The organism is Paenibacillus sp. Soil750 (assembly GCF_001428045.1).
GTDB lineage: Bacteria > Bacillota > Bacilli > Paenibacillales > NBRC-103111 > Paenibacillus_E > Paenibacillus_E allorhizoplanae.
In genome coordinates, this window is the sequence record NZ_LMSD01000023.1 from 231441 (window position 1) to 255316 (window position 23876).

The following is a 23876-nucleotide window of genomic DNA, read 5'->3' on the forward strand; positions in this document are numbered from 1 at the left end:
CCCATGAGTACCAAGCGAACAGCTCATATCATTTCCCATACCCACTGGGATCGGGAGTGGTACCTACCTTATGAAAAGCACCATGTGCGTCTAGTTAAACTCGTAGATACGTTATTAGATAAAATGGATCAAGATGCAAATTATCGCAGTTTCTTTCTGGACGGCCAGACGATTATTCTGGAGGATTACTTGCAGGTCAGACCCGAGAAAAAGGATCGCCTAAGCAAACTAATTCGGGATGGTCGCATCCTCATTGGACCTTGGTATATTTTACAGGATGCCTTCTTGACGAGCGGCGAAGCCAATGTCCGCAATATGCAGATTGGACATCAAGATGCGAAAGCGTATGGCGATGTTTCTAAAATCGGCTATTTTCCCGACACATTCGGCTTAGTCGGGCAGACACCGCAATTGATGCAGCAGTCCGGCATCACGAATGCCTTATTCGGTCGAGGTGTGAAGCCGACAGGTTTCAACAACACAGTTTCGGATGGTGACTTTGAATCCTCTTTCTCGGAGCTGATTTGGGAGGGGCCAGATGGTTCCCAGGTGCTGGGCATTCTTTTTGCCAACTGGTATTCCAACGGCAATGAGATCCCGGTTGATAAGGAAGAAGCAAAAGCTTATTGGGGACGCAAACTGGCGGATGCTGAGAAATATGCATCCACAGGCGAACTGCTCTTCATGAATGGCTGCGATCATCAGCCTGTTCAGTTGGATCTTCCGGAAGCGATTCAAGCTGCGAGTGAGCTTTTCCCGGATACAACCTTTGTACATTCGAATTTTAACGATTATTTGGCGGCCGTTCAGCGTTCAGGCAAGCAGGAGCTTTCGACAGTCAAAGGCGAGCTGCGCAGCCAGCGGACGGACGGATGGTCTACGCTCGTCAATACCGCTTCCGCGCGTGTGTATTTGAAGCAGATGAATCAGCTGGGACAAGCGATGTTGGAGAAAGTGGCTGAGCCGCTGGCGGCATTCGCCCATGTCCTCAAAGTCGGGGAGAAGTACCCGCATCATCTATTCACATATGCGTGGAAAACCTTAATGCAAAACCATCCGCATGACAGCATCTGCGGCTGCTCCGTGGATGAAGTGCACCGTGAAATGGTCACACGCTTCGATAAGAGCCGCCATGTTGCTGAAGCCATTATCGATGACAGCAAGCAAGCCATTGCGGACGCAATCGATACAACTGACTTTACGCTGGCAGGAGAAGGCGCTCTGCCTGTAGTCGTGTTTAATACGTCGGGTTGGGAACGCTCGGGGGTTGTCAGTATCGAGATCGATGCTTTACGCCTTTATTTCCGAGATGGTTATACGCTTGAAGAAGCAAGCGCTTTTGCCAAAGCGGCAGATATTACAGGACGAGCGCTCGTGGATGCGTCTTCTCAGCCTCTGCCATGCACAGTCGAGGATCTCGGCTTGCAATTCGGATACGATTTGCCGGACGACAAGTTCCGTCAGCCGTATATGTGCCGAAAAGTAAGATTGACTTTTGAAGCAGATAAGGTGCCGGCACTAGGCTTGAAAACTTACGCTTGGGTGAAGAGGGAAACAGAACTAGCCGATTCCTCGTTATTCACAAATGAGCGGGTCATGGAAAATGCAGCGATCAAGATTGAAATCGCGGATAACGGTTCATTCACGCTGACGGATAAGAAGAACGGCCGCACGTACCGGGATTTGGGTGTGTACGAGAATACCGGAGATATTGGCAACGAGTATATGTTCCGCCAACCAGATGGCGAAAAACCATTGACAACGAGCGGATTGCAAGCTCAAATCCGTGTGCTCCAAGATACGGCCTACCAAGCTTCCATCGAAATCGTCCATGATTGGGAAATTCCTGCGTCAGGAGATGATATGCTGGACGTTGAACAACGTGACTTAGTGTACTATCCGCATCGCAAAGCACAACGTTCAACGCGCATGATTTCGATGCGGATCCGCACCGTGGTTAGCTTGAGCCGGAGCGGACAAGGGGTAGAGATCGAGCCATCCTTCAACAATCAGGCGAAAGATCATCGTCTGCGAATGTTGTTCCCAACCGATATGACGGCGCAAACGCATCATGTTGATTCGATGTTTGAAGTCGTGCAGCGCGATAATACGCCAGCCGCAGAGTGGGAAAACCCAAGCAATACCCAGCATCAGCAGGCATTCGTTGATGTTAGCGAAGCGGGAGCGGGCTTGGTTGTTGCCAATCTCGGATTGAACGAATACGAGGTTCTGCGCGATGGGCGGAATACGATTGCGGTAACGCTTCTGCGCGCGGTTGGCGAACTCGGCGATTGGGGCTTGTTTCCGACTCCGGAGGCGCAGTGTCTGGGTGAACATACGGTTCGATTGGCGATCTTCCCGCATACTGGTGATGGCGACAAATATGAAGCCTATACGGCTGCATACCAGTTCCAAATTCCTTGGACAGTGGCACAAACCGGCATCCATTATGGCCGAATCGCATCGACATTTGCTCCTTTCCAATGGGAAGGTGAGGGTCTGGCTTTATCCTCGATGAAAATGAATGAAGCATCAGGTGATGTGCTGCTTCGTTGGTACAACATGCGTTCACAGCATGCGGAGGTTAAGGTCAGCACGCAACTTCCGCAGCGGAATTTCTATAAGAGCACGATCTTGGAGATACAAGGCGAGCGTTTGGCCGTGAAGGCAGACGGCGGCTTGACGTTGCCAGTAGGCCCCTGTGAGATCGTGACAATCGGGATTCAGCGGTAGTCATAGTCAGCTTGCAAAGACCAGATTAGCTTAGGCTAATCTGGTCTTTGCAGGCATTTTTTTGTTGTTCAAGGGGGAGCAATGTTTCCTCCATATTTGTTTAGCTAGCTAGCTTTTGGGCAGTTGTTGGAGAATGTTTAGTTAAAGGGGCAGATCAAATTGAAAAATTTGTCTGCCCCTACTAACATTCAACTTGTCTATCCGTTATTCAGTATGCTGGCTTGCCCAGAGGCCTCAGATGTTAGGTTCTACGGTTTGGGGAAATATCCACGATCGACTGCATGTTCGACCAATGCGGCTACCAATGTTCTCAAGCTTGGCAAGGGAGTTAAGGAACTAGCATTCTGAATGGAGCTCTCGCAGCTATAAAGGTACGGTGAAGTTCTAACCCCGTCGCCTTCCAATAATGGAATGGCTAATTGAACAGCTTCCTTACTGATGTTGTTGCCTACTGTAATGACCCACTTTTCAAACTCTTTTTGCGGTATTAGGTCAATAGCATATCCTAGTTCTCTCAGCGCTTCAATGAATGCATCATAATGTTCTTGAACCGGGTTGCAAATGTGGTAGATTTCACCGAATGTTCGCTGCTTCATTAAGGAAACCATAAAGCTGCTTGCAAAGTCTATGGGAGAGATATCCATATATGCGTCTACGATTGGCGCTTTACCTAGAAGCAAGAATGCCTTGATCATACGATAGAAATAGTTTTCATGTATATTTTTTTGAAAGCGACCGGTCACACTGTGGCACGACAAATTGCCTGCTCGATATATCGAACATGGCAGCCCCGCACTAATGGCTTCAACGACACATTTTTCTGCTAAAAGTTTACTGTTTGTATATACATTATCCAATTTCAAGCTATAAAACTCCTGGAAATTTTGCGATACCGTTTCCCAATATCCTGATGATGCCATATCTTCTGGTATTCCTATTGTAGAAATAAAGTGGAAGGGGACAGTTGGCCTATCGTATACCAATTTCAGCAGGTTTTGAGTGCCAATCACATTGGTTGCATGGAAATCATCCATACTGCCAAAATGTCTAACATCCGCACCAGCATGGATAATAGAAGTAATTTTAGTAGAAACAACCTTTCGTTCTTCGGCGCCCAAGCCTAAGTCAGCATTCGCTAAATCACCCTCGAGCACGAAAATCCTATTCGTATACTTGGCAAAAAACTTTTGCCCCCAATAGGAGTCCAAGGTTTCCCAAACCCGAGCAATCCCGTTATGACCAAATTTGGGACGAACCAGTAGGTGGAGGTTGGCATCAGTGGTTGTCAACAGCTCATATATCAAATGTGAACCCAAATATCCGGTTGCCCCAGTTAACAAAATGTCCGAACCTAAACCGTTTTGGGCATTAATATGCGCCTTTGGAAGTATGGGCAGCTCTTTAAGTAGCATGTACTCGGTGAAGGATGTTTCTTCAACTTCGTCAGTATTATTGGGTAATGTAGATATATAGGCAGCCAAATCTTTCACTGTTGGATGCTGATACAAATCATTCATCCGCAAGTTGAGGTAATCCTGTTTTAAACGTGATAAAACCGCCATAACACCTAGAGAGTCTCCGCCAATCTCGAAGAAACTTTCGTTGCGACCGACTCGCGCAAGTCCTAGAATTTTAGACCATAGCGATGCAATGGCATGCTCTAATTCGCCAGTTGGCTCTTCATAAGGACTATTCGTTTCTGCAAAATCGATATTATCCATGGCGAGTAGCTTCTTCCTGTCTACTTTACCTGTAGGAGAGAGCGGTATTTCCTGTAGGTTATAGAAAAAGCTTGGAATCATATAATAGGGGACGTAAGATTTGATATGCTCACGCAGCTCAGTGCTGGATACATCGGATTTTGTAGAGTAAAAGCAGGAAAGATGCTTTACCGTATTGTTCTCTTGGATAGCCACTACGGCTGCATCGAGAACGGAAGGATGCTTGGACAAAGCGTTCTCAATTTCGCCAATTTCAATGCGGAAGCCACGTAGTTTTAATTGCCCATCTTTACGATATTGAAATTCGAGATTGCCATCGGATAGCACTTTGACGATATCGCCCGATTTATAAACCTTGGAGTTAGGAGCGCTGCTGAACGGGTTCGTAATGAAAACTTCGTTCGTTTTGTCAGGGAGATTCAAATATCCTTTGGCAAGGGCAAAGGTTTCAATGAAAAGCTCTCCTTCTTCGCCGACTACCGCAAGCGTCCCGTCAGCTTTAACAACATAAATCTTATAATTGCCGATAGGGGAGCCGATAGGGACAGTTATCGAATTGCTGTTCCAATAGTCAGTTATCTTGAATGTAGTTGTAACGACAGTGCACTCTGTTGGTCCATAAGCATTAAAAATGACGGTATCCATGCCAAACTTGTCTTGGAACTTGCGTACATGGTCGGAGAGAAGTGCTTCCCCACCTACGGTAATGTTTCTTACCGTCTGCCACTTTGATTTAGGATTGGAAATTGTTGTCTCAGATAGTCGATTGAATACAGATGTGGGAATACAACCAATGATAGTAATTTTTTTGCTTTCAAGAAGTGACAAAAAAAGATCAGGTGTCAATTGCTCTTCCTTCGTTAAAATAGCAAGCGTTGCACCGTTGAGCAAGCAGTTGAACGTATCTAAAATAGAGGCGTCAAAACTAAATGTAGAAAACTGAGTAAGCACATCTGCGCTCGAAATCTCCAATTTGTTGGTGAACGTATTCGAAAGATTTACAACGCCTCTGTGAGCAATCAGCGTACCTTTCGGATTTCCGGTGGAGCCGGAAGTGTAAATCACATAAGCCAAATCATCCGGAGTGATGTTCGCATCCTCGAAGCTGGTTGCGCTGTTTGAAAAACAGTTTTCTATCGAAATCGGGGTATCGACACCTAAGGAAAGACATAACTCTGCAGCAGTTTCCACGTGGTTCTTCTTGATGATCAATTGTTTGCAACTAGCGTTTTGTACGATATACCGATTGCGTTCAATAGGATGCTCCGGGTCAATAGGGACATAAATACCGCCCATACGCAATACTCCAAGAATGGAGATAACGGTTTCGGGGCTGCGCTCCATATAAATACCGACAAAATCGCCTTTACGGCAGCCGGCATTGGTCAAAGCGTTCGCAACCTGAGAACTCTTTGTGAACAGATCGGCATAAAGAATTTCAATGTCACCATGGGAGATTGCTGCTTTACTTGCATATCTCGTTGCTACGCGCCGAAAGATGGAGGATATCGTTTCTGTTTCTGGGTAGGCTTCGTCCGTATGGTTGATTTCACTGTAGATGGACTTTTTTTCTTTGACGAGATTCAGCATGGTCTCTCTCCTCTATATGTGAATTATCTTATTGGAACGGATTACAGGGCGACAACCGCCATGTAATCCGGAATTCCTATCCGTTTATTTCATCTCTATATCAAACTTGCCTACCATATTGCTCAATTCCTCAGCAACCGTTGAGAGCTTGCTGGCGAAAGTAGAAATGCTTTGTAAGGATGATTCCTGAGTCAGAACTGATTCCATAATTTTGTTAGTACTGTGCGCTGTTTTCCTGGATATTCCTCCCAATTCACCCATCATGGCAGTCACTTGCTCTGTACTTGCAGACATTTCTTGTGTAGCGGATGAAATATCGATAACTTGATTCGATACGACCTGCGAGGCATCCAAAATATTAGTAAAGGATTCTCCTGTGCTTTTGGCAATTTCCAATCCTTTTTTGGTTTCATTGGTACCTTGTGTCACGAATGTAGCTGTGTTGTGAGTCTCTGATTGAATGTCGGCAACAAGCGTTTCAATCTGACTTGTCGAATTTTTCGATTGATCGGCAAGCTTACGTACCTCAGCAGCTACAACTGCGAACCCTCTGCCATGTTCGCCAGCTCGAGCAGCTTCAATACTTGCGTTTAATGCCAGTAGGTTGGTTTGAGCAGTTAAGTCCTTAATGAGGTTGAGAATACTACCAATCTCTTCTGATTTCGATTCAAGGAGCTTGATTGTACCTGCGGTAGAAATCGAGTTCGTATTGATGCGTCCCATTTGATCCGATATCGTTTGGGCGGCCTTATTGCCTTCTTCAGATAGATTTTTCATAGCATGAGAAGCAGTGGCAACTTCGGTTGCGTTTTGAGCGATGACTTGCAAAGAAGCTGCAATTTCTTCAACTGATCGTCCGCATTCTTCTGTAGAATTTTTTTGCTGGTCGACATGCGTATTCATGTCTCTGATTTCTGTTGTGATCAACTCGATGCTGTGACGATTGTCTTCAGTGATGCTGAACAGTTCGTTGGAAGCGTCGGATACACTTGAAGCTGTTTGCTTAATACTTGATAATATTTCGCGAATATTAGAAAGCATCATATTAAATTTCTTATTTAGTTCGCCGAAACCGCCGTTTTCCTCCAATGTGAAATTGAACTTTCCATTAGAGGCTTGTTCGATTCCACGCATTAATTGGTTGATCGGCATAAGCGTTCTTCTTGCCACCCAATATTGCGCTCCGTTGCAAATCACCAAGGCGATTAAGAGTAAAATGATCGAACTCAAGAGGAACGATTTTTGAGCATCGGGAATCACTTTAGCGTCTACATCCACGCCAAAGTAAGCTGCAACATTGCCGCTATCGTCAATAATTGGGTAAAGGACGCTGACCCATGTGCCGTAATCATCTTTATAGTAAGAAGTGAAGGTCTCGGTTTTGGTTTTCAACATGGTTTTCAAACCGCTGACGATCCCTTTCGGTTGCTCATACATATCTCCGATGTTCAAACCTGCTTCTTTAAAAGCTTTAACAACGTGACTCGGGAACGAAATCAACGATGTTTTATTCCCATCCGCTAACTCAACCCCAAATATGTAAGCTTGCGCTACATTGGCATTGAAGGCAGTGTAACTATCAAATTGCTTGGTTAATCGTTGCTGCTCGCTTGCTTCATAGCTTTTATCACTTAGTGCACCCTGGACGTCTTTATAGGTTATACCTTGTGCCCACACGGATGTCATATTATGGGTCTGCGTTCTCAACGTATCTGTTAAAATTTGATTCTGAAAATAAGCGCTGATGGAAATAAGCACGACCCCGATGACTAGCAAATTCAACATCGAGAATAAAAGATTTTTGCCGAAATAGTTCTTGGTCTTCAATTTAACTGCACTCCTTAGATGCTATTTTTGTTGACACGAAACGCTATATTCTGTGAATATCCCCCATTCTTCGACATTTTTTGAAGACTCCGTAGTGATAGAGACATAAAAAAGCCTATCCCAAAGGTTCGGGATAGGCTTACTATCACAAACTGGCGGTTTGGCAGCCATAGCTTCGTAGCTTTAGGCCCATAACTTTGCGCCCTTACCTTTCGATAAGTTTGCTCTTTACAGTTATAACTTATTTACAAAATATTACTCTTACAAATTATGACTATTATAAATTAACGATACATTTCTGTAAATACTATATGTATATATGAAATGTATACAAATTGTGAAATATGCGACTTTCAGGTCATACTTAAGTATCGTAATTTGGCTTGTTTCATAGGTATATTGCATCAGTCACTCCAAATGGAGATGCATCCGCTCAAAATAGTATAACTCTGGACAAAAATGTCTCATTGCCGGAAGTTGCGCGAGGAAGTACGCTACAGGTGTTGATTTTTTGAAGCTTTGACATTCACAAGGCTTAGATGGGAAAAGGCTATCCGTGTGGGTCATTGTGAATATGTATGATAAGTACTGGAGGATCTGGAATGAGCGTACAAATGGAGAATTTGGACCGGGGGTTGGCGGCAGTATGCACTTCCGAGGGAATATTTATCAGCTGGCGGCTTTTGGGGCAGGAGGTGACAGGTGCTTCGGACCACGGCCTAACCGGCGCGGATTTCCGATTGTACCGCAACGGTTTACTTGTTGCGGAGATCGGCGACAGTACCAATTATTTGGATAAAGTCGGTACCCGAGAATCGGCTTATTCGGTAGCCGCAGTGATGGACGGGAAGGAGCAGGAACGCTGCGCCGAAATCCGCCCTTGGGAAGCCCCTTATCTGGAAATTCCGCTGCAGAAGCCTGCGGATGGAGTTACGCCTGTGGGTCAGTCCTATACCTACAGCGCCAATGACATGAGTGTAGGCGATGTGGACGGCGATGGGGAATACGAATATATCGTCAAATGGGATCCGTCCAACTCCAAGGATGTCTCCCATGTAGGCTATACGGGGAATGTATTTCTGGACTGTTATAAGCAAAATGGCACCCTTTTGTACCGTATCGATCTGGGGGTCAATATTCGGGCAGGGGCACATTACACGCAGTTCCTAGTCTATGACTTCGACGGGGATGGCAAGGCGGAGCTCATGTTCAAAACTGCCCCGGGTACCCGTGTGATCCGGTATCAGGATGGTACTCCCATTTCCGAAACCTTCATCACTTTACTGCCGGAGGATGTGGAAGCCGGCTGCAGTCATGATGATGATTATCGCATGAGCAGCGCCGATTATGCGGAGTATGTGGCAGATATGTTTCAGGGCTGGCACAAGCATGAGGAAGTAATGGAAGGACGCTGGCCGGCTACGCTTGAGGAATGCTTCGGTATTTCCCCCCAGTATGACTATCCGCTCTCTCGGGAGGATGCAGTGCATCTAGCAGATTATTTCCTAGATGTGTATGCACCCGAAAGAAGTGAACGCAACAAGCTGCGCCAATTCGAGGGCTTTATTCTGAAAGGACCGGAGTACCTTAGCGTCTTCCACGGTGAAACGGGAAAAGAGCTTAAAACGCTCCACTACAAACCGGGACGCCATGACGATGGGCTTATGTGGGGGGACTATGCCTGGAACCGCATTGAGCCAGGAAACCGGGTGGACCGATTCTTGGCAGGGGTTGCCTACTTGGACGGCTGCAAGCCTTATGCTTTATTTGCCCGCGGGTATTACACCCGGGCTACCATGGCAGCCTACAGCTGGGACGGTCAGGAGCTGAAGGAAATATGGTTCACCGACAGCGGATGGGTCACGATGAACAATCCTTTCAGGGATACGCTGCACCTTCAGGACGGCCGGAACCCTGGCTTCGGCGGGCTGGCCAAGCAGGGTGCCCATTCACTATCGACCGCCGACGTGGACGGGGACGGTTGTCAGGAAATCGTCTACGGGTCGGCTACCATTGATCAAGACGGAAGCATTCTATACAGCTCCGGGGGAATTCTGCCGGAGGGGAGCGCGGATCCAGGGGAGTATGCCAAGCTGGGTCACGGGGATGCTTTGCATGTGGCGGTTATCGATCCGGATAGGGACGGTCTCCAGATCTATATGGTCCATGAGGCTGGCATTCATGGCCCTTATGGATATACCTTGCGGGATGCGGCAACCGGAGAGGTGCTGTACGGTGCATTTGCCAAGGAGGATGTGGGACGGGGCATGATCGGCAAAGTGGATCCGGGAGTCCCCGGGCTGCAAACCTGGTGCAGCGAAAGCCATTTGGCTCATGAGCCGTCCCGGGGATTACGGTCGGCCAAAGGCGAAAGGCTAGATGAGATGGCCCCCGGTACCAATATGAGCATCAAATGGGCGGCAGACATGACCAGCCAGTTCATTAGTGGCACCTTTGACGAACCGGTTACCATTGAAGACTGGAAGCGGGGCCGGCTGTTGACGGCCGAAGGGACTCGCTCCAACAATGGCACCAAGGGCAATCCGTGCCTTGTGGCGGATCTATTCGGAGACTGGCGGGAGGAGCTGGTGGTGCGAACGACGGATAGCAAGGCCATCCGCATTTACATGAGCACTGAGGTGACAGATCGAAAACTGTACACCCTGATGCATGATCCCCAGTACCGAACAGGGGTAGCCTGGCAGAACGTGGTGTACAACCAGCCCTGCAACACCAGCTTTTATCTAGGTACGGATATGAATTGGTCCAAAGTGCCTGTTCCAGATCTTTTGTTAAGAACAGAATTTTGAATAATCCAATACGCATCGAAATAAAGGAGATGGATGGAATGCGCAAGTTTGAATGCAACGAAGCTGAAGTGAAGGAGCTTATTGACCGGATTGTCCGCAGAACAATGAATATTGATTTTACCTGGAATTGGTCCTGCGGAGTGGCCTTTTACGGAATCTGCAAAGCTTGGGAAGCGACAGGAAATCAGGAATATATCGATTTTCTGGTGAATTGGGTGGACGAATATCTGGAACTGGGGCTTCCACCGATGATGGTGAATGCCTGTGCTATGGGACATACAATGATAACCCTGCATGAGGCTACTGGCGATAAAAAGTATCTGGACCTGGCTTTGATGAAGGCCGAGTATCTCCGCAAAGAGGCCATCCGGTTCGGAGAAGGCGTATTCCAGCACACGGTCTCCTCCGAGAACGATTTTCCCGAGCAGGCATGGGCGGACACGCTGTTCATGGCGGGATACTTTCTGCTGAGGCTAGGCTTCAAATTAGATAACAAGGAATACATTGAAGATGCGCTGAACCAATTCTACTGGCACGAGGAGTATCTTCAGGACCCCAAGAACAATCTCTTCTACCATGCATGGGATAACGTGAGGAAGGACCATCTGTCCGGTATTTACTGGGGGCGAGCCAATGCATGGGCGGCATACACCATGGCCCAGGCCTACAAGATGCTGAACCCGTTTATGCCCATGTGGATGCAAATCGGCGGTGCTCTTGGCGACCAATTGAGCGCACTAGTGAGGCTGCAAACGCCTAATGGGCTGTGGCGTACAGTACTGAATGATGAAACCTCCTATGAAGAAACCTCCGCCTCCGCTGGCATCGCCGCTGGGATGTCCATTCATGGACATCCCTTACATCAAAACTATATGGCTAGTGCGTACGCGGGCATTCTGGCCAACATTGATGAAGACGGCTCGGTTCGGAACGTATCGGCTGGTACAGCAGTTATGTATTCTGCGGATGACTATAAAGTAATTTCCAAGAAGCGGGTTCAGGGATGGGGTCAAGGATTGACCTTGGCTTACCTCGTTGCGTTGCTTCAGAACAGGAAGATTGTAAGTAAGATTTAAGTGGTGCATAGGAATAGCCTGTCTCAAGGTCAATTTAGACCTTTTGAGACAGGCTATTTTTTCGATTCAGTCGGCGTATAATCGAAAGCTAAAAAAAACTTAATATGACACACTATATGATGTTAAATCCCTGCAATCATCTATATAGTACATTTTATATAATGATTAAAATATATATTGTGTCATTAATAATGCAGTGATATATTTATGACATACTAAATAATGGATTGTGATTGGGGGGCCAGTGATGAGAGTTGGGATAAGTGGAACAGCTCATGTAGAATTAGCGGCTATTCAACGTTTTGATTTGGGTATCTTGATCTGCAAATCGTGCAATGAAGTGATTGCTACGTTACCAACGGATAGGTATGTGAAATTCTATGGCTTGTGTAAGAATATGACGTGTATCGAAAAAAATAAGGAGGCTAACAAATGAAGACTCAGAAACAAGTGCTGCTGTTCCAAGAGGGAGACGCTTCAATGAAAATGCTTCTCGGAGGAAAAGGGGCTAATTTAGCAGAGATGACTCGTGCTGGCCTTCCTGTCCCTCCGGGATTTACAATTACAACAGAGGCTTGTTTAACTTTTTTTAAAGTGGGAAATAGGATCTCAGATGAGTTGCTTGATCAGATTTCAGCAGCGCTCAAAGTGCTTGAGAAACAAAAAGGACAATTATTCGGGGATGACACCAATCCCCTTTTGGTTTCTGTGCGATCGGGTTCTGTAAGTTCGATGCCAGGTATGATGGATACCATTTTGAATCTTGGACTTAATGATCTCACCGTACAAGGGTTGGCCGCTCTTACAAGTAATGAAACATTTGCATACGATTGCTACCGTCGCTTGATGCAGATGTTTGGAAACGTGGTTCTGGGCATTGAATCCTACCATTTCGAACAGCTATTGCATCGCTTGAAAGAGAAAGAAGGTGCAGAGCATGATCAAGATATTTCGGCTATCGGTTGGAAGCTTCTCATTGAGGATTATAAGAAGTGTATTTTGGCCAAAACAGGTCGTGCTTTCCCGCAGCATGTCTATGAGCAATTGAGAATGGCGATAGAGGCTGTGTTCAAGTCATGGAACAACCCACGGGCTCACATTTACCGTAAAATAAATCGGATCCCAGATGATCAAGGGACAGCAGTCAACATTCAAAGTATGGTTTTTGGTAATAGGGGAGGGAATTGTGGCACAGGCGTTGTTTTTACAAGAAATCCATCTACGGGTGAGAATACATTTTTCGGTGAATATCTCATTAATGCGCAGGGCGAAGATGTTGTAGCAGGTATAAGGACTCCGCTTGCGATTGCTGCTTTGAAGGAAGAGATGCCGGAGATTTACGAGCAATTGTTTGCGGCTTCCAAGCAGCTTGAGAAGCATTACAGAGATATGCAGGATATCGAATTTACGGTTGAAAATAATAAGCTTTACTTGCTTCAAACACGTAATGGGAAAAGAAATGCCCAAGCTGCTCTGAAAATTGCGGTCGATCTGGTCCACGAAGGATTATTGGCAAAGCAGGAAGCTATTGGACGCATAGAAGTGTCTCATCTTGATCAGCTTTTGCACAGAGGAATTGATGAAGAGACAATTAAGGATGTATTGGCAAAAGGACTTCCGGCTTCGCCGGGTGCTGCGGTCGGACAGCTTGTATTTGACGCGGATACTGCGGCAGAGTGGAGCCGTGCTGGTAAGACAGTTATTCTGGCAAGAAATGAAACGACTCCCGAGGATATTCATGGCGTGATTGCCTCCGAAGGTATTCTTACAAGCCGTGGCGGGATGACAAGCCATGCAGCAGTAGTGGCAAGAGGAATGGGTAAGCCTTGTGTTTGCGGCTGTGAAGAAGTTCGAATTATGCTTGATGATAAGCAGATGACGGCTGGAGGCAGGATCGTTGAAGAAGGAGATTGGATTACTCTTGATGGAGCGACCGGGCGCGTTATTCTTGGTGCTATGCCTTTGCGAGAAGCTCAAATGACAGATGAGCTGCTAACTGTACTCCAATGGGCGGATGAGATTCGAACACTGAACGTATATGCTAACGCAGATAATCCGGAAGATGCCAAAACGGCCAGAAAATTAGGTGCTCAAGGAATCGGATTATGCCGAACAGAGCATATGTTTTTCTCCCCAACTCGGTTGCCTGTCGTTCAACAAATGATCTTAGCGGATAATAAGGAGAAAAGATTGCAAGCACTTGCGAAGCTGCTTCCTATGCAGCAATCCGATTTTGAAGGTATATTCGAGGAAATGGACGGTTTACCGGTAACAATAAGATTGTTAGATCCGCCTTTGCATGAGTTTTTGCCAAACATCGAGGAACTGCAAAAAAGACATATACAGCTGACCTATGAGTCAGAGGGGGCAGATTCGGAACGAGAAGAGACAGCTGATCTTCTGCGCAAAGTACAAGCGCTTCATGAGACGAACCCCATGCTAGGACAGCGGGGTTGTAGATTGGGCATTGTTTTTCCAGAGATTTATGATATGCAGATCGAGGCCATTTTCCGTGCAGCTTCTAAGTGTAATAACAAAGGTATTCGAGTCATTCCTGAAATTATGATTCCACTAGTTGGCCATGCGAATGAGCTTAAAGTATTAAGGGAGCTAGTTGATTTCGTCGCCGAACAGGTGATGGGAAAAGACAACCTTAGAGAATGCCCATATAAGGTAGGGACAATGATTGAGGTACCACGTGCCGCACTGACTGCGCGTCAAATTGTGGCCTATGCGGATTTTTTCTCCTTTGGCACAAATGACTTGACACAGATGACGTATGGGTACAGCCGTGATGATGCAGAAGGGAAATTTCTAACCCATTATGTCGATCAAAAGCTGCTTCCGCATAACCCCTTTCAAGTGTTAGATACCGAAGGGGTCGGGCAATTAATTGAATTAGCCGTCCATGGAGGGCGCTCCATGAAGCCTTCGCTCAAAACAGGTATTTGCGGTGAGCATGGCGGAGATAAAGAATCGATTTTCTTTTGTCATTTGACGGGACTCGACTATGTGAGTTGCTCCCCTTTCCGCATTCCTTTGGCACGCATAGCTGCTGCACAAGCATTCATCCTACATGGTAATCCGAATGAAATAAAAATAAGTCAAGTAGTTTGATAGGAATATGGGAGGCAGGAAAGAATGGAGGAGAAAGTTCATACGATATTCGTATGTTCGGATTCAGTTGGGGAAACAGCGAATACAGTCGTTCAAGCGACAATTCGTCAGTTTAATACTAGTCAGATTTATGTGAAACGGTTTGGATCCATGCGTTCGGAAGAAGACATTCGAAAAATGATGGAAGAAGCTTCTCGAATAGGCAGTTTTGTAGTCTACACACTCGTTCTTCCGGAACTAAGAGAGATGATGCGTCAAGAATCAATACGCTTAAATGTGCTTAGTGTAGATATCTTAGGTCCTGTTATGCAAGCCTTTATGGATACGTATAAAGATTCACCTAAAAAGAAAGCTGGATTACTGCATCAAATGGACGAAGATTATTATAAAAGAGTGGAAGCCGTTGAGTTTGCTGTCAAATGTGATGATGGTAAAGATACAAGTGCATTAAAACAAGCGCATATTGTTCTACTTGGGGTTTCTAGGACATCGAAAACACCATTAAGCATCTTTTTGGCTCACAAAGGCTACAAAGTGGCCAATTATCCGCTAGTACCAGAAGTAAAGCCGCCAACGAGCTTGTTTACGTTAAACAAAAGCAAACTAGTTGGTTTGACGATGAGCGCTGATCAACTAGTCAAGATCCGTACCGAACGGCTAAAAGCGGTTGGGCTGCCATTTGGTGCTAAATACTCAGCGTTAGAGAGGGTTGTCGAAGAATTGGAATATGCGTACGGCATGTATAAACAGCTTGGATGCATGGTCATAGATGTCACGGAGAAAGCTATTGAGGAAACAGCTGGCATTATATTGGACGCAAGATAAAACTGTTCCTGTAAGTAGTGGCGATTTCTATTGGATTTACAAGGAGCAGGCAACGCGATCGTCATTCCCCCTGAATAAGAATGTTTAATGTCACCCACCCGTTGTTGTCACCAGTAATCTCTATAGCGTTCAAATGACTGCTAGGTAGTCATTTGAACGCTTTTTGTCTTTTATCGTATATATCGGAATGAATCAAAGCCCATTCCCCAGCGTAAAAGTCATTTTTCCAAGTTAAAGACAATTTTCATAATATACATGCAAGACTCAATTATCTACAGTGAAGTTATCACAAACGCAATCATCACAGGCACTCCAACAAGAAGGGGCAGGTACATGAAAACATTTAAAAAAAATTTCAGTTTGACCTTATTGGCTTTTCCGGGCATTGCACTTTTGTTCATTTTTGATTATGTGCCGCTCTACGGATTATTGCTTCCTTTCAAGGATTATAAATATGATCTGGGGATCTGGAATAGCCCGTGGGTAGGCTTGGACAATTTTCAGTTTCTATTTAAAGGCGATGTCTTACAACGCGTCCTGAGAAACACACTGCTCTATAACCTGGCGTTCATTACGTTAGGTACGATGATTTCAGTCACATTTGCGCTGATGCTTCGGGAGGTCAGTAAGCGGTTTGTGAAGGTTTACCAGACCGTTTTGTTCATTCCTTATTTCATCTCATGGGTGGTAGCAGGTTTTGCCTTCCGAGCACTCTTGGATATGGATTATGGCGTGTTTAATAAGGGATTGGAAATGATCGGAATAGGGCCAGTCATGTGGTATAACGAGCCGAAGTATTGGCCTTTTATTCTCATCATTGGTGCAGTATGGAAGGGACTTGGGTACGGTGCGGTCATCTATTATGCTGCCTTGATGGGTGTGGATGCGGAGTATTATGAAGCGGCCAAAATAGACGGGGCAGGCAAGCTGCGGCAGGCCATATCGATCTCGATTCCCATGATTAAACCGATTATTATCATGATGGTCATCCTGCAAATCGGCAAAATCTTCTATAGTGATTTCGGATTATTTTATAACGTAACTCTGAATTCATCCTCCCTGTATGCAACGACAGATGTGATCGACACCTTCGTTTATCGGTCACTAGTCGATATGGGCGATATTGGTATGGCGGGAGCTGCGGGGTTCTTTCAATCTACAGTTGGTTTCACCTTAGTCATTTTGACGAATTTTATCGTGAAGAGAATTAATCGTGAAAATTCATTATTTTAAGGAGAATGTCACATGATGACACCACGGATTTCTAACACCCGTTCACCATTTATGCTCAGTACATGGATTATTCATGCGATTTTTATCCTCGTATGTATCGCTTGCCTGTATCCCTTTCTAGTCATTATAGGCACCTCCTTTCAGAGCGAAAGTGATATTCTGAAATCTGGATATTCAATCCTGCCGAAGAAGATCGATTTAACTGCGTATCGTGTCATTCTCCATAATCCTGCTGTCTTGCTGGGTGCGTATATGATAACGATTTATACAACGTTAATTGGGACTGTGGCAGGGCTGTGGATTACAACAAGCTTTGCCTACACGATTTCAAGGAAAGATTATGCCTATCGGAAGCAGCTTTCTTTCTATGTGTTTTTTACAATGCTGTTCCAGGGTGGGCTGGTTCCTTCTTACATTTTGATGGTGAGCTGGTTGGATTTGAAAAATAATCTCTTAGCCCTTATTCTCCCCTTCTTAATAACAGGTTGGCATGTGTTGTTAATGAGAGGCTTCTTACAAACGCTGCCTGACGCTTTATTTGAATCCGCTAAAATAGACGGAGCCAGTGAGCTAACGATCTTTACACGCATCGTGATTCCTCTCAGTAAACCAGCGTTGGCAACACTTGGCTTATTTCTGGTATTGCAGTACTGGAATGACTGGTGGCTGACCCTATTGTATATTGACCATGAGAATAAGATGAAGCTGCAATACTTACTCATCCGAGTACTGCGTAACATGGAGTTTCTCAATAGTGCTGAAGCGATTCAATACGGTCTGGTTAAGCCAGGACAGCAAGTTCCTAGTTTGGGTGCACGGATGGCGATGTGTATTCTTGCTGCAGGACCAATGCTGGTTATATTTCCATTCTTTCAGAGATATTTCGTGCAAGGCTTGACGGTTGGATCTGTAAAAGGTTAGCGAACATTAGTAAGTCCAGCGCATGGATCTTTCGTCCTGTGTCTGTTATATATAAATGAACATCATAATCTAAGGAGGTATGTTTGTGAGTAGGGGAAATAAAAAGACAAAGCAAGTTGTGGGCGGCATGGTTTCGATGGGGTTGGTGGTTTCTGTGGTTCTTAGCGGGTGTAGCTCAGATAAGAAAGAAGAACCCACTGCCACGGGCACCAGTTCAGCAGCACCCAAGACGACCGCAGCAGTCGAGCCATCGAAAGAGTTGGTGAATATTAGTTGGTATATGCGTAAACCGATTGATACGATGAAGGATCAAGAAGCCATTGAAGCGGAAGCGAATAAAACGATTAAGAACGCTGTAAACGCGAATCTGCATTTTAACTTTATTGACGCAGCAAGCTGGGAAGACAAAATGAAATTGATGTCAGCCTCAGGCGAACCCTACGATCTGGTATTTACTTCGAACTGGACGAACCCGATCGATTCGAATGTGCAGAAAGGCGCATTTCTACCACTGGATGATCTTCTGAAGAAATATGGGCAGGATATTCTCGCGAAAGTGGATAAACGCTCTTGGAAGTCAGTGACGTATAATGGCAAGATTATGGCGATTCCATCCCAGTCACCTTTCACAACGCCATCAGGTATTGTATTCAAAAAAGATTTGGTGACGAAGTACAATGTGGATTATAAGAAAATTAAAAATCTACAAGATCTTGAGCCATTTTTAGAAACAATCAAGAAGAATGAACCGACAATAACGCCATTGCTTGTCACGAAAACGGTTTCAGCAGCGGGTGATCATATTGCTGACCATACCATTGTAACCAAAGGGATTCGGTACGATGAAAAAGGTGGCCAACTCGTATTGGAAATCGAGATTCCCCAATACGTCAATAATTATCGCACTATGCACGATTATTATGTGAAAGGCTATGTCGCGAAAGACGCTGCCATTAAAACAGACTTCACAGCTGAGGCTAAATCCGGGAAATATGCGGTCATGCGTGATTCCGGTGGATATTCAGAGGATGGTTCCAAATCGACGGCACTATTTGGTTTTCCAACTGCAGAATCGCTTGTCTACTATCCCATCATAGCAACAAGTAATATGGTCGGAGCGGCAACAGCCATCTCCAAGACCTCAAAAAATCCAGAAAGAGCGATGGAACTGCTAAATGCTGTTTGGAAAGATAAGAAGCTCTCTAACACGCTTGCTTACGGGCTAGAAGGAAAGAACTATACCGTTAAATCCGGTGCCGGAACCGATGCCATGTCCGTAGAAGCGAAGAGTGGAGCGGAACAAACGTGGGCGATCTGGCATAACTGGTTAGGACCGCTTTGGGATCAATGGGATTCCAGCTGGAACTCCAAGGCTTCTCTGGAGTTAATGCAAAAAAATAATAATGAAGCCAAAACGTCGGCAATCCTCGGATTCCTTTTTAATGGGGAAGTCGTCAAATCAGAAATCGCACAAGTAAATGCTGTATATGCGGAATTGCTTCCTATTCTTATCTCAGGTGCGATGCCTGATTATGATAAATTCTTAGGCGATATGAAGCAACGATTGAAAGATGCTGGCTTGGAGAAAATTAAAGCCGAAGCTCAGAAGCAGCTCGATACGTGGAAAGCACAGAATAAGTAATTGAAAGTTGGAACCGGGCTATTCTTCACTCGGTTCCAATTTTAGATGAAAAGCAACAGATATAGGGGGAAATAGTGAATAGGCTTTGGAAGCGCATTCAATATGACTTATAAGGGAGCGTGATCATTTCTGCTGGACGGCGGCAGCGTGAGCTATTATGCGGGAAGCTGGTTAACGGTGGGAACTACAACTAGCGGTGAGATCAGCAAGGAATTGTTGCCTGGTACGTATACGTTTGGCATGACCTATGGAGGCGTGTACAAAGAAATTGTAGCAACCATTACAACAAATCCAACAATCGTATTTGAGATGTAACCTTGTGAGGACGACAAAACGAAGGTCTACGGATCTTCGTTTTGTTTACCTTATATATTGAAATTAAAAGGGAGACCAGTACATATGACAACAATTCATGCCATCGTATTTGAAAGTGCAAACAAAGTGGGCTTCGGTACATTCACATTACCTGAAATGACTGACGATCAAATGCTTGTAAGAACACGCTATACATTTGTTTCAAGTGGTACAGAAACACGCGTCTTGGGTGGTCACTATGGTGCGTCTGACAAATTCCCGTTAATCCCTGGGTATGCGGCTGTCGGTGAGGTGGTCAAAATGGGTGGGAACGTAAAGGGTTATCGAGTGGGTGACCTTCTGAGCTACAATCCGCAATCGGGTCCGAAGGACATCTATTCGCAATGGGGAGGGCAGGCTAGTATGCATCTGGTTGGCGTGGAAGATAAGCCGATTCTGTTGCCAAAAGGGTCAGATCCCTTGGACTATGTCGTTAGCCAGGTGGCGGCTATCAGCTTGCGAGGTGTCATGGCAGCGCAGCCACAGCGTGATGAATGTGCGGTGGTCATTGGACAGGGGGTAATTGGAGCTTTCTCCGCGGGACTTCTAGTCAGTCAAGGATGCCGAGTGATTGCTGTTGATCTATCGGAGTCCAGACTTCAGCGTTCCTTGAGTTACGGTGTTCACGCTTGTGTTCAGGCCGCTGACCCCGATGCCTTGGAGCGGATTCTTGCTTATTGTGATGGCGGTGCCAATATCGTTATTGAAGCTTCAGGTTCCTCACAGGGCGTAGCGCTTGCACACAAGCTGATTCGTAAAACACCACATGTGTACCGGGATCCGAAAACGTATTATGTGAACCCTATTTCAGGTTCTGTCGGTCATTGGCCGCGCATTGTCTATCAAGGCACTTACATAGAGAAACTAAGTCTTGATCCAAGGGTTGATTTAAATTCGGAGGGTGTTCTCCTACTAATGCCTGGGGACCGAGGGAACGAAGATCGGTTGAATGCCGTTGAAGCCATTCGGAGTAAAATGATTGATCCCCGGCTTTATATCGATCGCGTTGTCCCTTATACAGAAGCAGCATCAGCCTACGAACAATTGCGTTTACACCCTAATGACGTCTTCTCCGTCGTATTCGATTGGGCGCAATAACGTTTAAAGGAAAAGGCCGAACATCTAACAGATTGATCTGTTAACATGTTCGGCCTTTTATGTGTATTAATCGTGGGCGACCAGCTCTCTATTGATCGGCATTGAGCCTGTGATTGCCTGTAACAGATATTAGGCTGTACAGTCGATATCTCCATACGTATTTATGATGGTGTCGATGGAAGCCTCGTATTCCTTATGAACGAAAGGATGAAAGTGGGAAACAAAGATAATCGGCGTATCAAATTTCGTCCAGCCGCCCATCATGTTTCTCGCTATTTCGTCATGCAGTCGAACAACATTCAGGCCGTTTATTTCATCGATGTGCCTCTTTTCGTTTGTTATAGGTAATAGCATTCACAGTCTGTGACTAAGATTCTAAATCATTTTTCGAGAGTTTTAATTGTTGGACATTGCTTTTTAACGCATATTCTTTAGGCGTAATGCCAAAATGCTTTTTAAAGAGGCTAAAGAAATACGTTTCGTTTACAACGCCTACTTTTTCTACAATTTCACGCACGCTGATTTCGTTCTCGGTTAAGTATTCTGCTGCTTTGGCTAGTCTTGTTTCATTAATGTAGTCGGCAACGGATAGATGCATGGCCTCCTTAAACAGATTGCCTAGACGTCTTTGAGATACTTTCATAATAGAAGCAATGGATGCTAAACAGAGTGAAGAGTCTTGGAAGTGTGTCTTGATGTACTCAGATACCGTTTCTACGACGTAATGATTTACTTTATTTGTAATAACTCCTGACTCTGATTGCAAAGATTCTCGAATTGCGCTAATGATCGTTTCGTAGATACTATTTAAAGTCTCTTTCTCCATAAGCTGAAGTGAGAAGCTAGAGAGATCCAACATAAGTGAAGGCGTTTCTGGGTCTGAGCTGAATTCTAACGTTTTCTTTGTCGTTTCTAAGAGACGGAAAGTTGAAGCAAGCGCATTATAATAGTTGAGTTGACTAATCCCATCGAATATTCGTCTCATAGCGTCCTCAATATCAGCCAAGTTGCGTTTACGAAGGGCCTCCTGCAAATTAGTTTCTAGATTCTTGGCATATCCTGTTTTTGGATTATCTTCGTTGAGAAGTAAGGCCTTAGCATTGAGAATAGCATTATGGCCATAGTTAAATCGATAAACACTTTGATCCAAGGCTTTATTATAGAGGATATGTAAGGAATCAATCGTTTCTGAAATAGGACTTAGTGACACTGTAAACGTAATTTTGTAAAACTGATGGACATATTGTTGTGCTTCTTGGGTTAAGGACGTCACAGAGCTTTCAAAATCTTCATCTAGGTCTGGATAGCTAACAATTAATACAACGTGATCATCTTTTAAATCAAGTCCTTCATTGATATAAGTTCGGGAAATCCATTCCGAGGTGATGTTGATCATCGCATAGCGTATGGTTTCCTTATCTTTGGAAGAAAAACTTCGCTGGAAATCCTTGTAATTGTCTATTTTCATAAGTAAAACCGCATAGGAATTGTCTAGTGGCAAGGCTATCTTCATTTCACGAAAAATGCTTTCCAGCTCGGCGGTACCCAATTTCAAATTTTCCGTAAGTATCCGATTTAACCAGTAGTGCTTCATCACATCCCCATATTGGTAGATTTGTTTGTCGTAGAGCTGCAATGTTTCCATGGACTGCTTATACACATAATCCAAATAGGATATTTCATCGCCTTTGCCTCTTTGTTCGAATTTATGGAGACGTCCAGATGAAATTGTTTGTACTAAATTGCCGATAGGGCTATAGATTTTGCGGGAAATACTTACGGAAATAATAATTGCCATGACTAGGAAAATAAGTGTTATAAAGATAATGCTCGTCTTAAAACCTTGAATATACCCATATACCTCAAGGGACGGTTGAATCTTCAATAATGTCATGTTAATACTATCGATATACAGGTAGGTTACTAAATACTGTGTGTCCATGTATTTACTTGTGAACGAACTTTCAGCATCTATAGATGAAGGTTTGTTGGTGCGACTTTCAACTTCATCCCTCAACCATTTCAATTTGACAGGATCTTCTTGATTGTCATCTTCAAGGATATAGTCCCTATGCTGATCGAGGATATAAATATTATTTCCCTGTTGCCGATCAACCCTATTAATTTGCTTAATGTTGCCAAGCAGCCATTCTGGTTTAACATTAATAACCACAGCACCGTTCGGTTTTTCAGCGTTCAGGGCAGTCTCATACATAAAGTAGGAAAGTACGCGTTCACTTTTGTTATCACCATTAACTACTTTGTGAATATCCCGAAAAATGGGTTTTAATTTTGGAAGTAATTGATTCGAATTAAATAACGCTAACAGTTGAGGATCATCGAAAAAAATTGGCGACCCCGCATTATAAAATTGATCGAGATTGCGGTTATATACACTAATGGAGTGGATGTAGGGGTAAGAGGATGTTAGTGAGTTAACGACGTTATTAATGCGTGTGATGACATCTGACATATTCTCATGCTCAGCGTACATAATGGAAGTAATATTGTTATTTAAATAGAGGGATTGCGTGAGTCGACTCATCGTTTCATTCATAATATTTGTATTGTATTTGACTTGGAGGAGAATTTTTTTACTGTTGTCGGATTCCTTGCTGATCATTAAGCTTTGTGCATTTAAATATATGATGACAGACAGAATGCCAACAATGAGTAGAACGGATGCGCTGATCCACAAGACGATTTTAAAAAGAAAGCTTTTGGAGGCAAATAAGGTGTTTAATTTCATTAATAATCTTGCTCCTTCCATGCCTTGTAGAAGTGAGAATAGCTTATATATAAGTAAAAGTAAATATAATTTGCAAATCTTAAAGTAACCAACAAAAATCATATAGCTCATAAACGGAGCTTAATGAGCATAATTGGACCCAATGTTAACGGAATGCAACCTATTCACTACAATTTTCGG

Annotated in this window: 14 protein-coding genes and 1 riboswitch; of the genes, 11 read left to right on the forward strand and 3 right to left on the reverse strand. The window is 44.6% G+C overall.

Annotated features, from left to right (window positions below):
• Positions 1 to 3 precede the first annotated feature (3 nt).
• Positions 4 to 2733, forward strand: coding sequence for an alpha-mannosidase (locus tag ASL11_RS21240; RefSeq protein WP_056619298.1), 2730 nt, complete (start codon positions 4 to 6; stop codon positions 2731 to 2733).
• Between the two features lie 248 nt (positions 2734 to 2981).
• Here the strand turns inward: ASL11_RS21240 and ASL11_RS21245 are convergent, their stop codons facing one another.
• Positions 2982 to 6044 (reverse strand): amino acid adenylation domain-containing protein, encoded by a 3063-nt coding sequence (locus ASL11_RS21245; protein ID WP_056619301.1) that lies wholly within the window; start codon positions 6042 to 6044, stop codon positions 2982 to 2984.
• Positions 6045 to 6128: 84 nt separating this feature from the next.
• Positions 6129 to 7871: a methyl-accepting chemotaxis protein gene (locus tag ASL11_RS21250; RefSeq protein ID WP_056619304.1), complete on the reverse strand. Its 1743-nt coding sequence runs from the start codon at positions 7869 to 7871 to the stop codon at positions 6129 to 6131.
• 151 nt (positions 7872 to 8022) lie between these two features.
• Positions 8023 to 8107: riboswitch (cyclic di-GMP riboswitch) on the reverse strand.
• Between the two features lie 342 nt (positions 8108 to 8449).
• Between ASL11_RS21250 and ASL11_RS21255 the strand changes: the two genes are divergently transcribed.
• The 10 genes from ASL11_RS21255 (at position 8450) to ASL11_RS21295 (ending at position 20947) form a co-directional block, all read left to right on the forward strand.
• On the forward strand, positions 8450 to 10681 hold the full coding sequence (locus ASL11_RS21255; protein WP_056619307.1) for a rhamnogalacturonan lyase: 2232 nt from the start codon (positions 8450 to 8452) through the stop codon (positions 10679 to 10681).
• 38 nt (positions 10682 to 10719) lie between these two features.
• A complete protein-coding gene (locus tag ASL11_RS21260) occupies positions 10720 to 11757 on the forward strand; it encodes a glycoside hydrolase family 88/105 protein (protein WP_056619310.1) in 1038 nt (345 codons plus the stop codon).
• 247 nt (positions 11758 to 12004) lie between these two features.
• The gene (locus ASL11_RS21265) at positions 12005 to 12193 is read left to right on the forward strand and encodes a GapA-binding peptide SR1P (protein ID WP_056619312.1); all 189 of its coding nucleotides are present in this window, start codon (positions 12005 to 12007) and stop codon (positions 12191 to 12193) included.
• Positions 12190 to 14874 carry a pyruvate, phosphate dikinase gene (gene ppdK / locus ASL11_RS21270; RefSeq protein ID WP_056619315.1) on the forward strand — a complete coding sequence of 895 codons (2685 nt, stop codon included), beginning with the start codon at positions 12190 to 12192 and terminating at the stop codon, positions 14872 to 14874. Before ASL11_RS21265 ends, ppdK begins: the two co-directional genes overlap by 4 nt.
• A gap of 24 nt (positions 14875 to 14898) precedes the next feature.
• Complete coding sequence (locus ASL11_RS21275) at positions 14899 to 15699, forward strand: pyruvate, water dikinase regulatory protein (RefSeq protein ID WP_056619318.1); 801 nt, start codon at positions 14899 to 14901, stop codon at positions 15697 to 15699.
• 333 nt (positions 15700 to 16032) lie between these two features.
• Positions 16033 to 16932, forward strand: a complete 900-nt coding sequence (locus tag ASL11_RS21280; RefSeq protein ID WP_056619321.1) for an ABC transporter permease — start codon at positions 16033 to 16035, stop codon at positions 16930 to 16932.
• A gap of 12 nt (positions 16933 to 16944) precedes the next feature.
• A complete protein-coding gene (locus tag ASL11_RS21285; protein WP_235550529.1) occupies positions 16945 to 17853 on the forward strand; it encodes a carbohydrate ABC transporter permease in 909 nt (302 codons plus the stop codon).
• Positions 17854 to 17938: 85 nt separating this feature from the next.
• Positions 17939 to 19495: a DUF3502 domain-containing protein gene (locus ASL11_RS21290; RefSeq protein WP_056619325.1), complete on the forward strand. Its 1557-nt coding sequence runs from the start codon at positions 17939 to 17941 to the stop codon at positions 19493 to 19495.
• 147 nt (positions 19496 to 19642) lie between these two features.
• Positions 19643 to 19810 carry a hypothetical protein gene (locus ASL11_RS36615; protein ID WP_157257004.1) on the forward strand — a complete coding sequence of 56 codons (168 nt, stop codon included), beginning with the start codon at positions 19643 to 19645 and terminating at the stop codon, positions 19808 to 19810.
• A gap of 84 nt (positions 19811 to 19894) precedes the next feature.
• Positions 19895 to 20947: a zinc-binding dehydrogenase gene (locus ASL11_RS21295; RefSeq protein ID WP_056619328.1), complete on the forward strand. Its 1053-nt coding sequence runs from the start codon at positions 19895 to 19897 to the stop codon at positions 20945 to 20947.
• 367 nt (positions 20948 to 21314) lie between these two features.
• Here the strand turns inward: ASL11_RS21295 and ASL11_RS21300 are convergent, their stop codons facing one another.
• Positions 21315 to 23696, reverse strand: a complete 2382-nt coding sequence (locus ASL11_RS21300; RefSeq protein WP_056619330.1) for a helix-turn-helix domain-containing protein — start codon at positions 23694 to 23696, stop codon at positions 21315 to 21317.
• Positions 23697 to 23876: the final 180 nt, after the last annotated feature.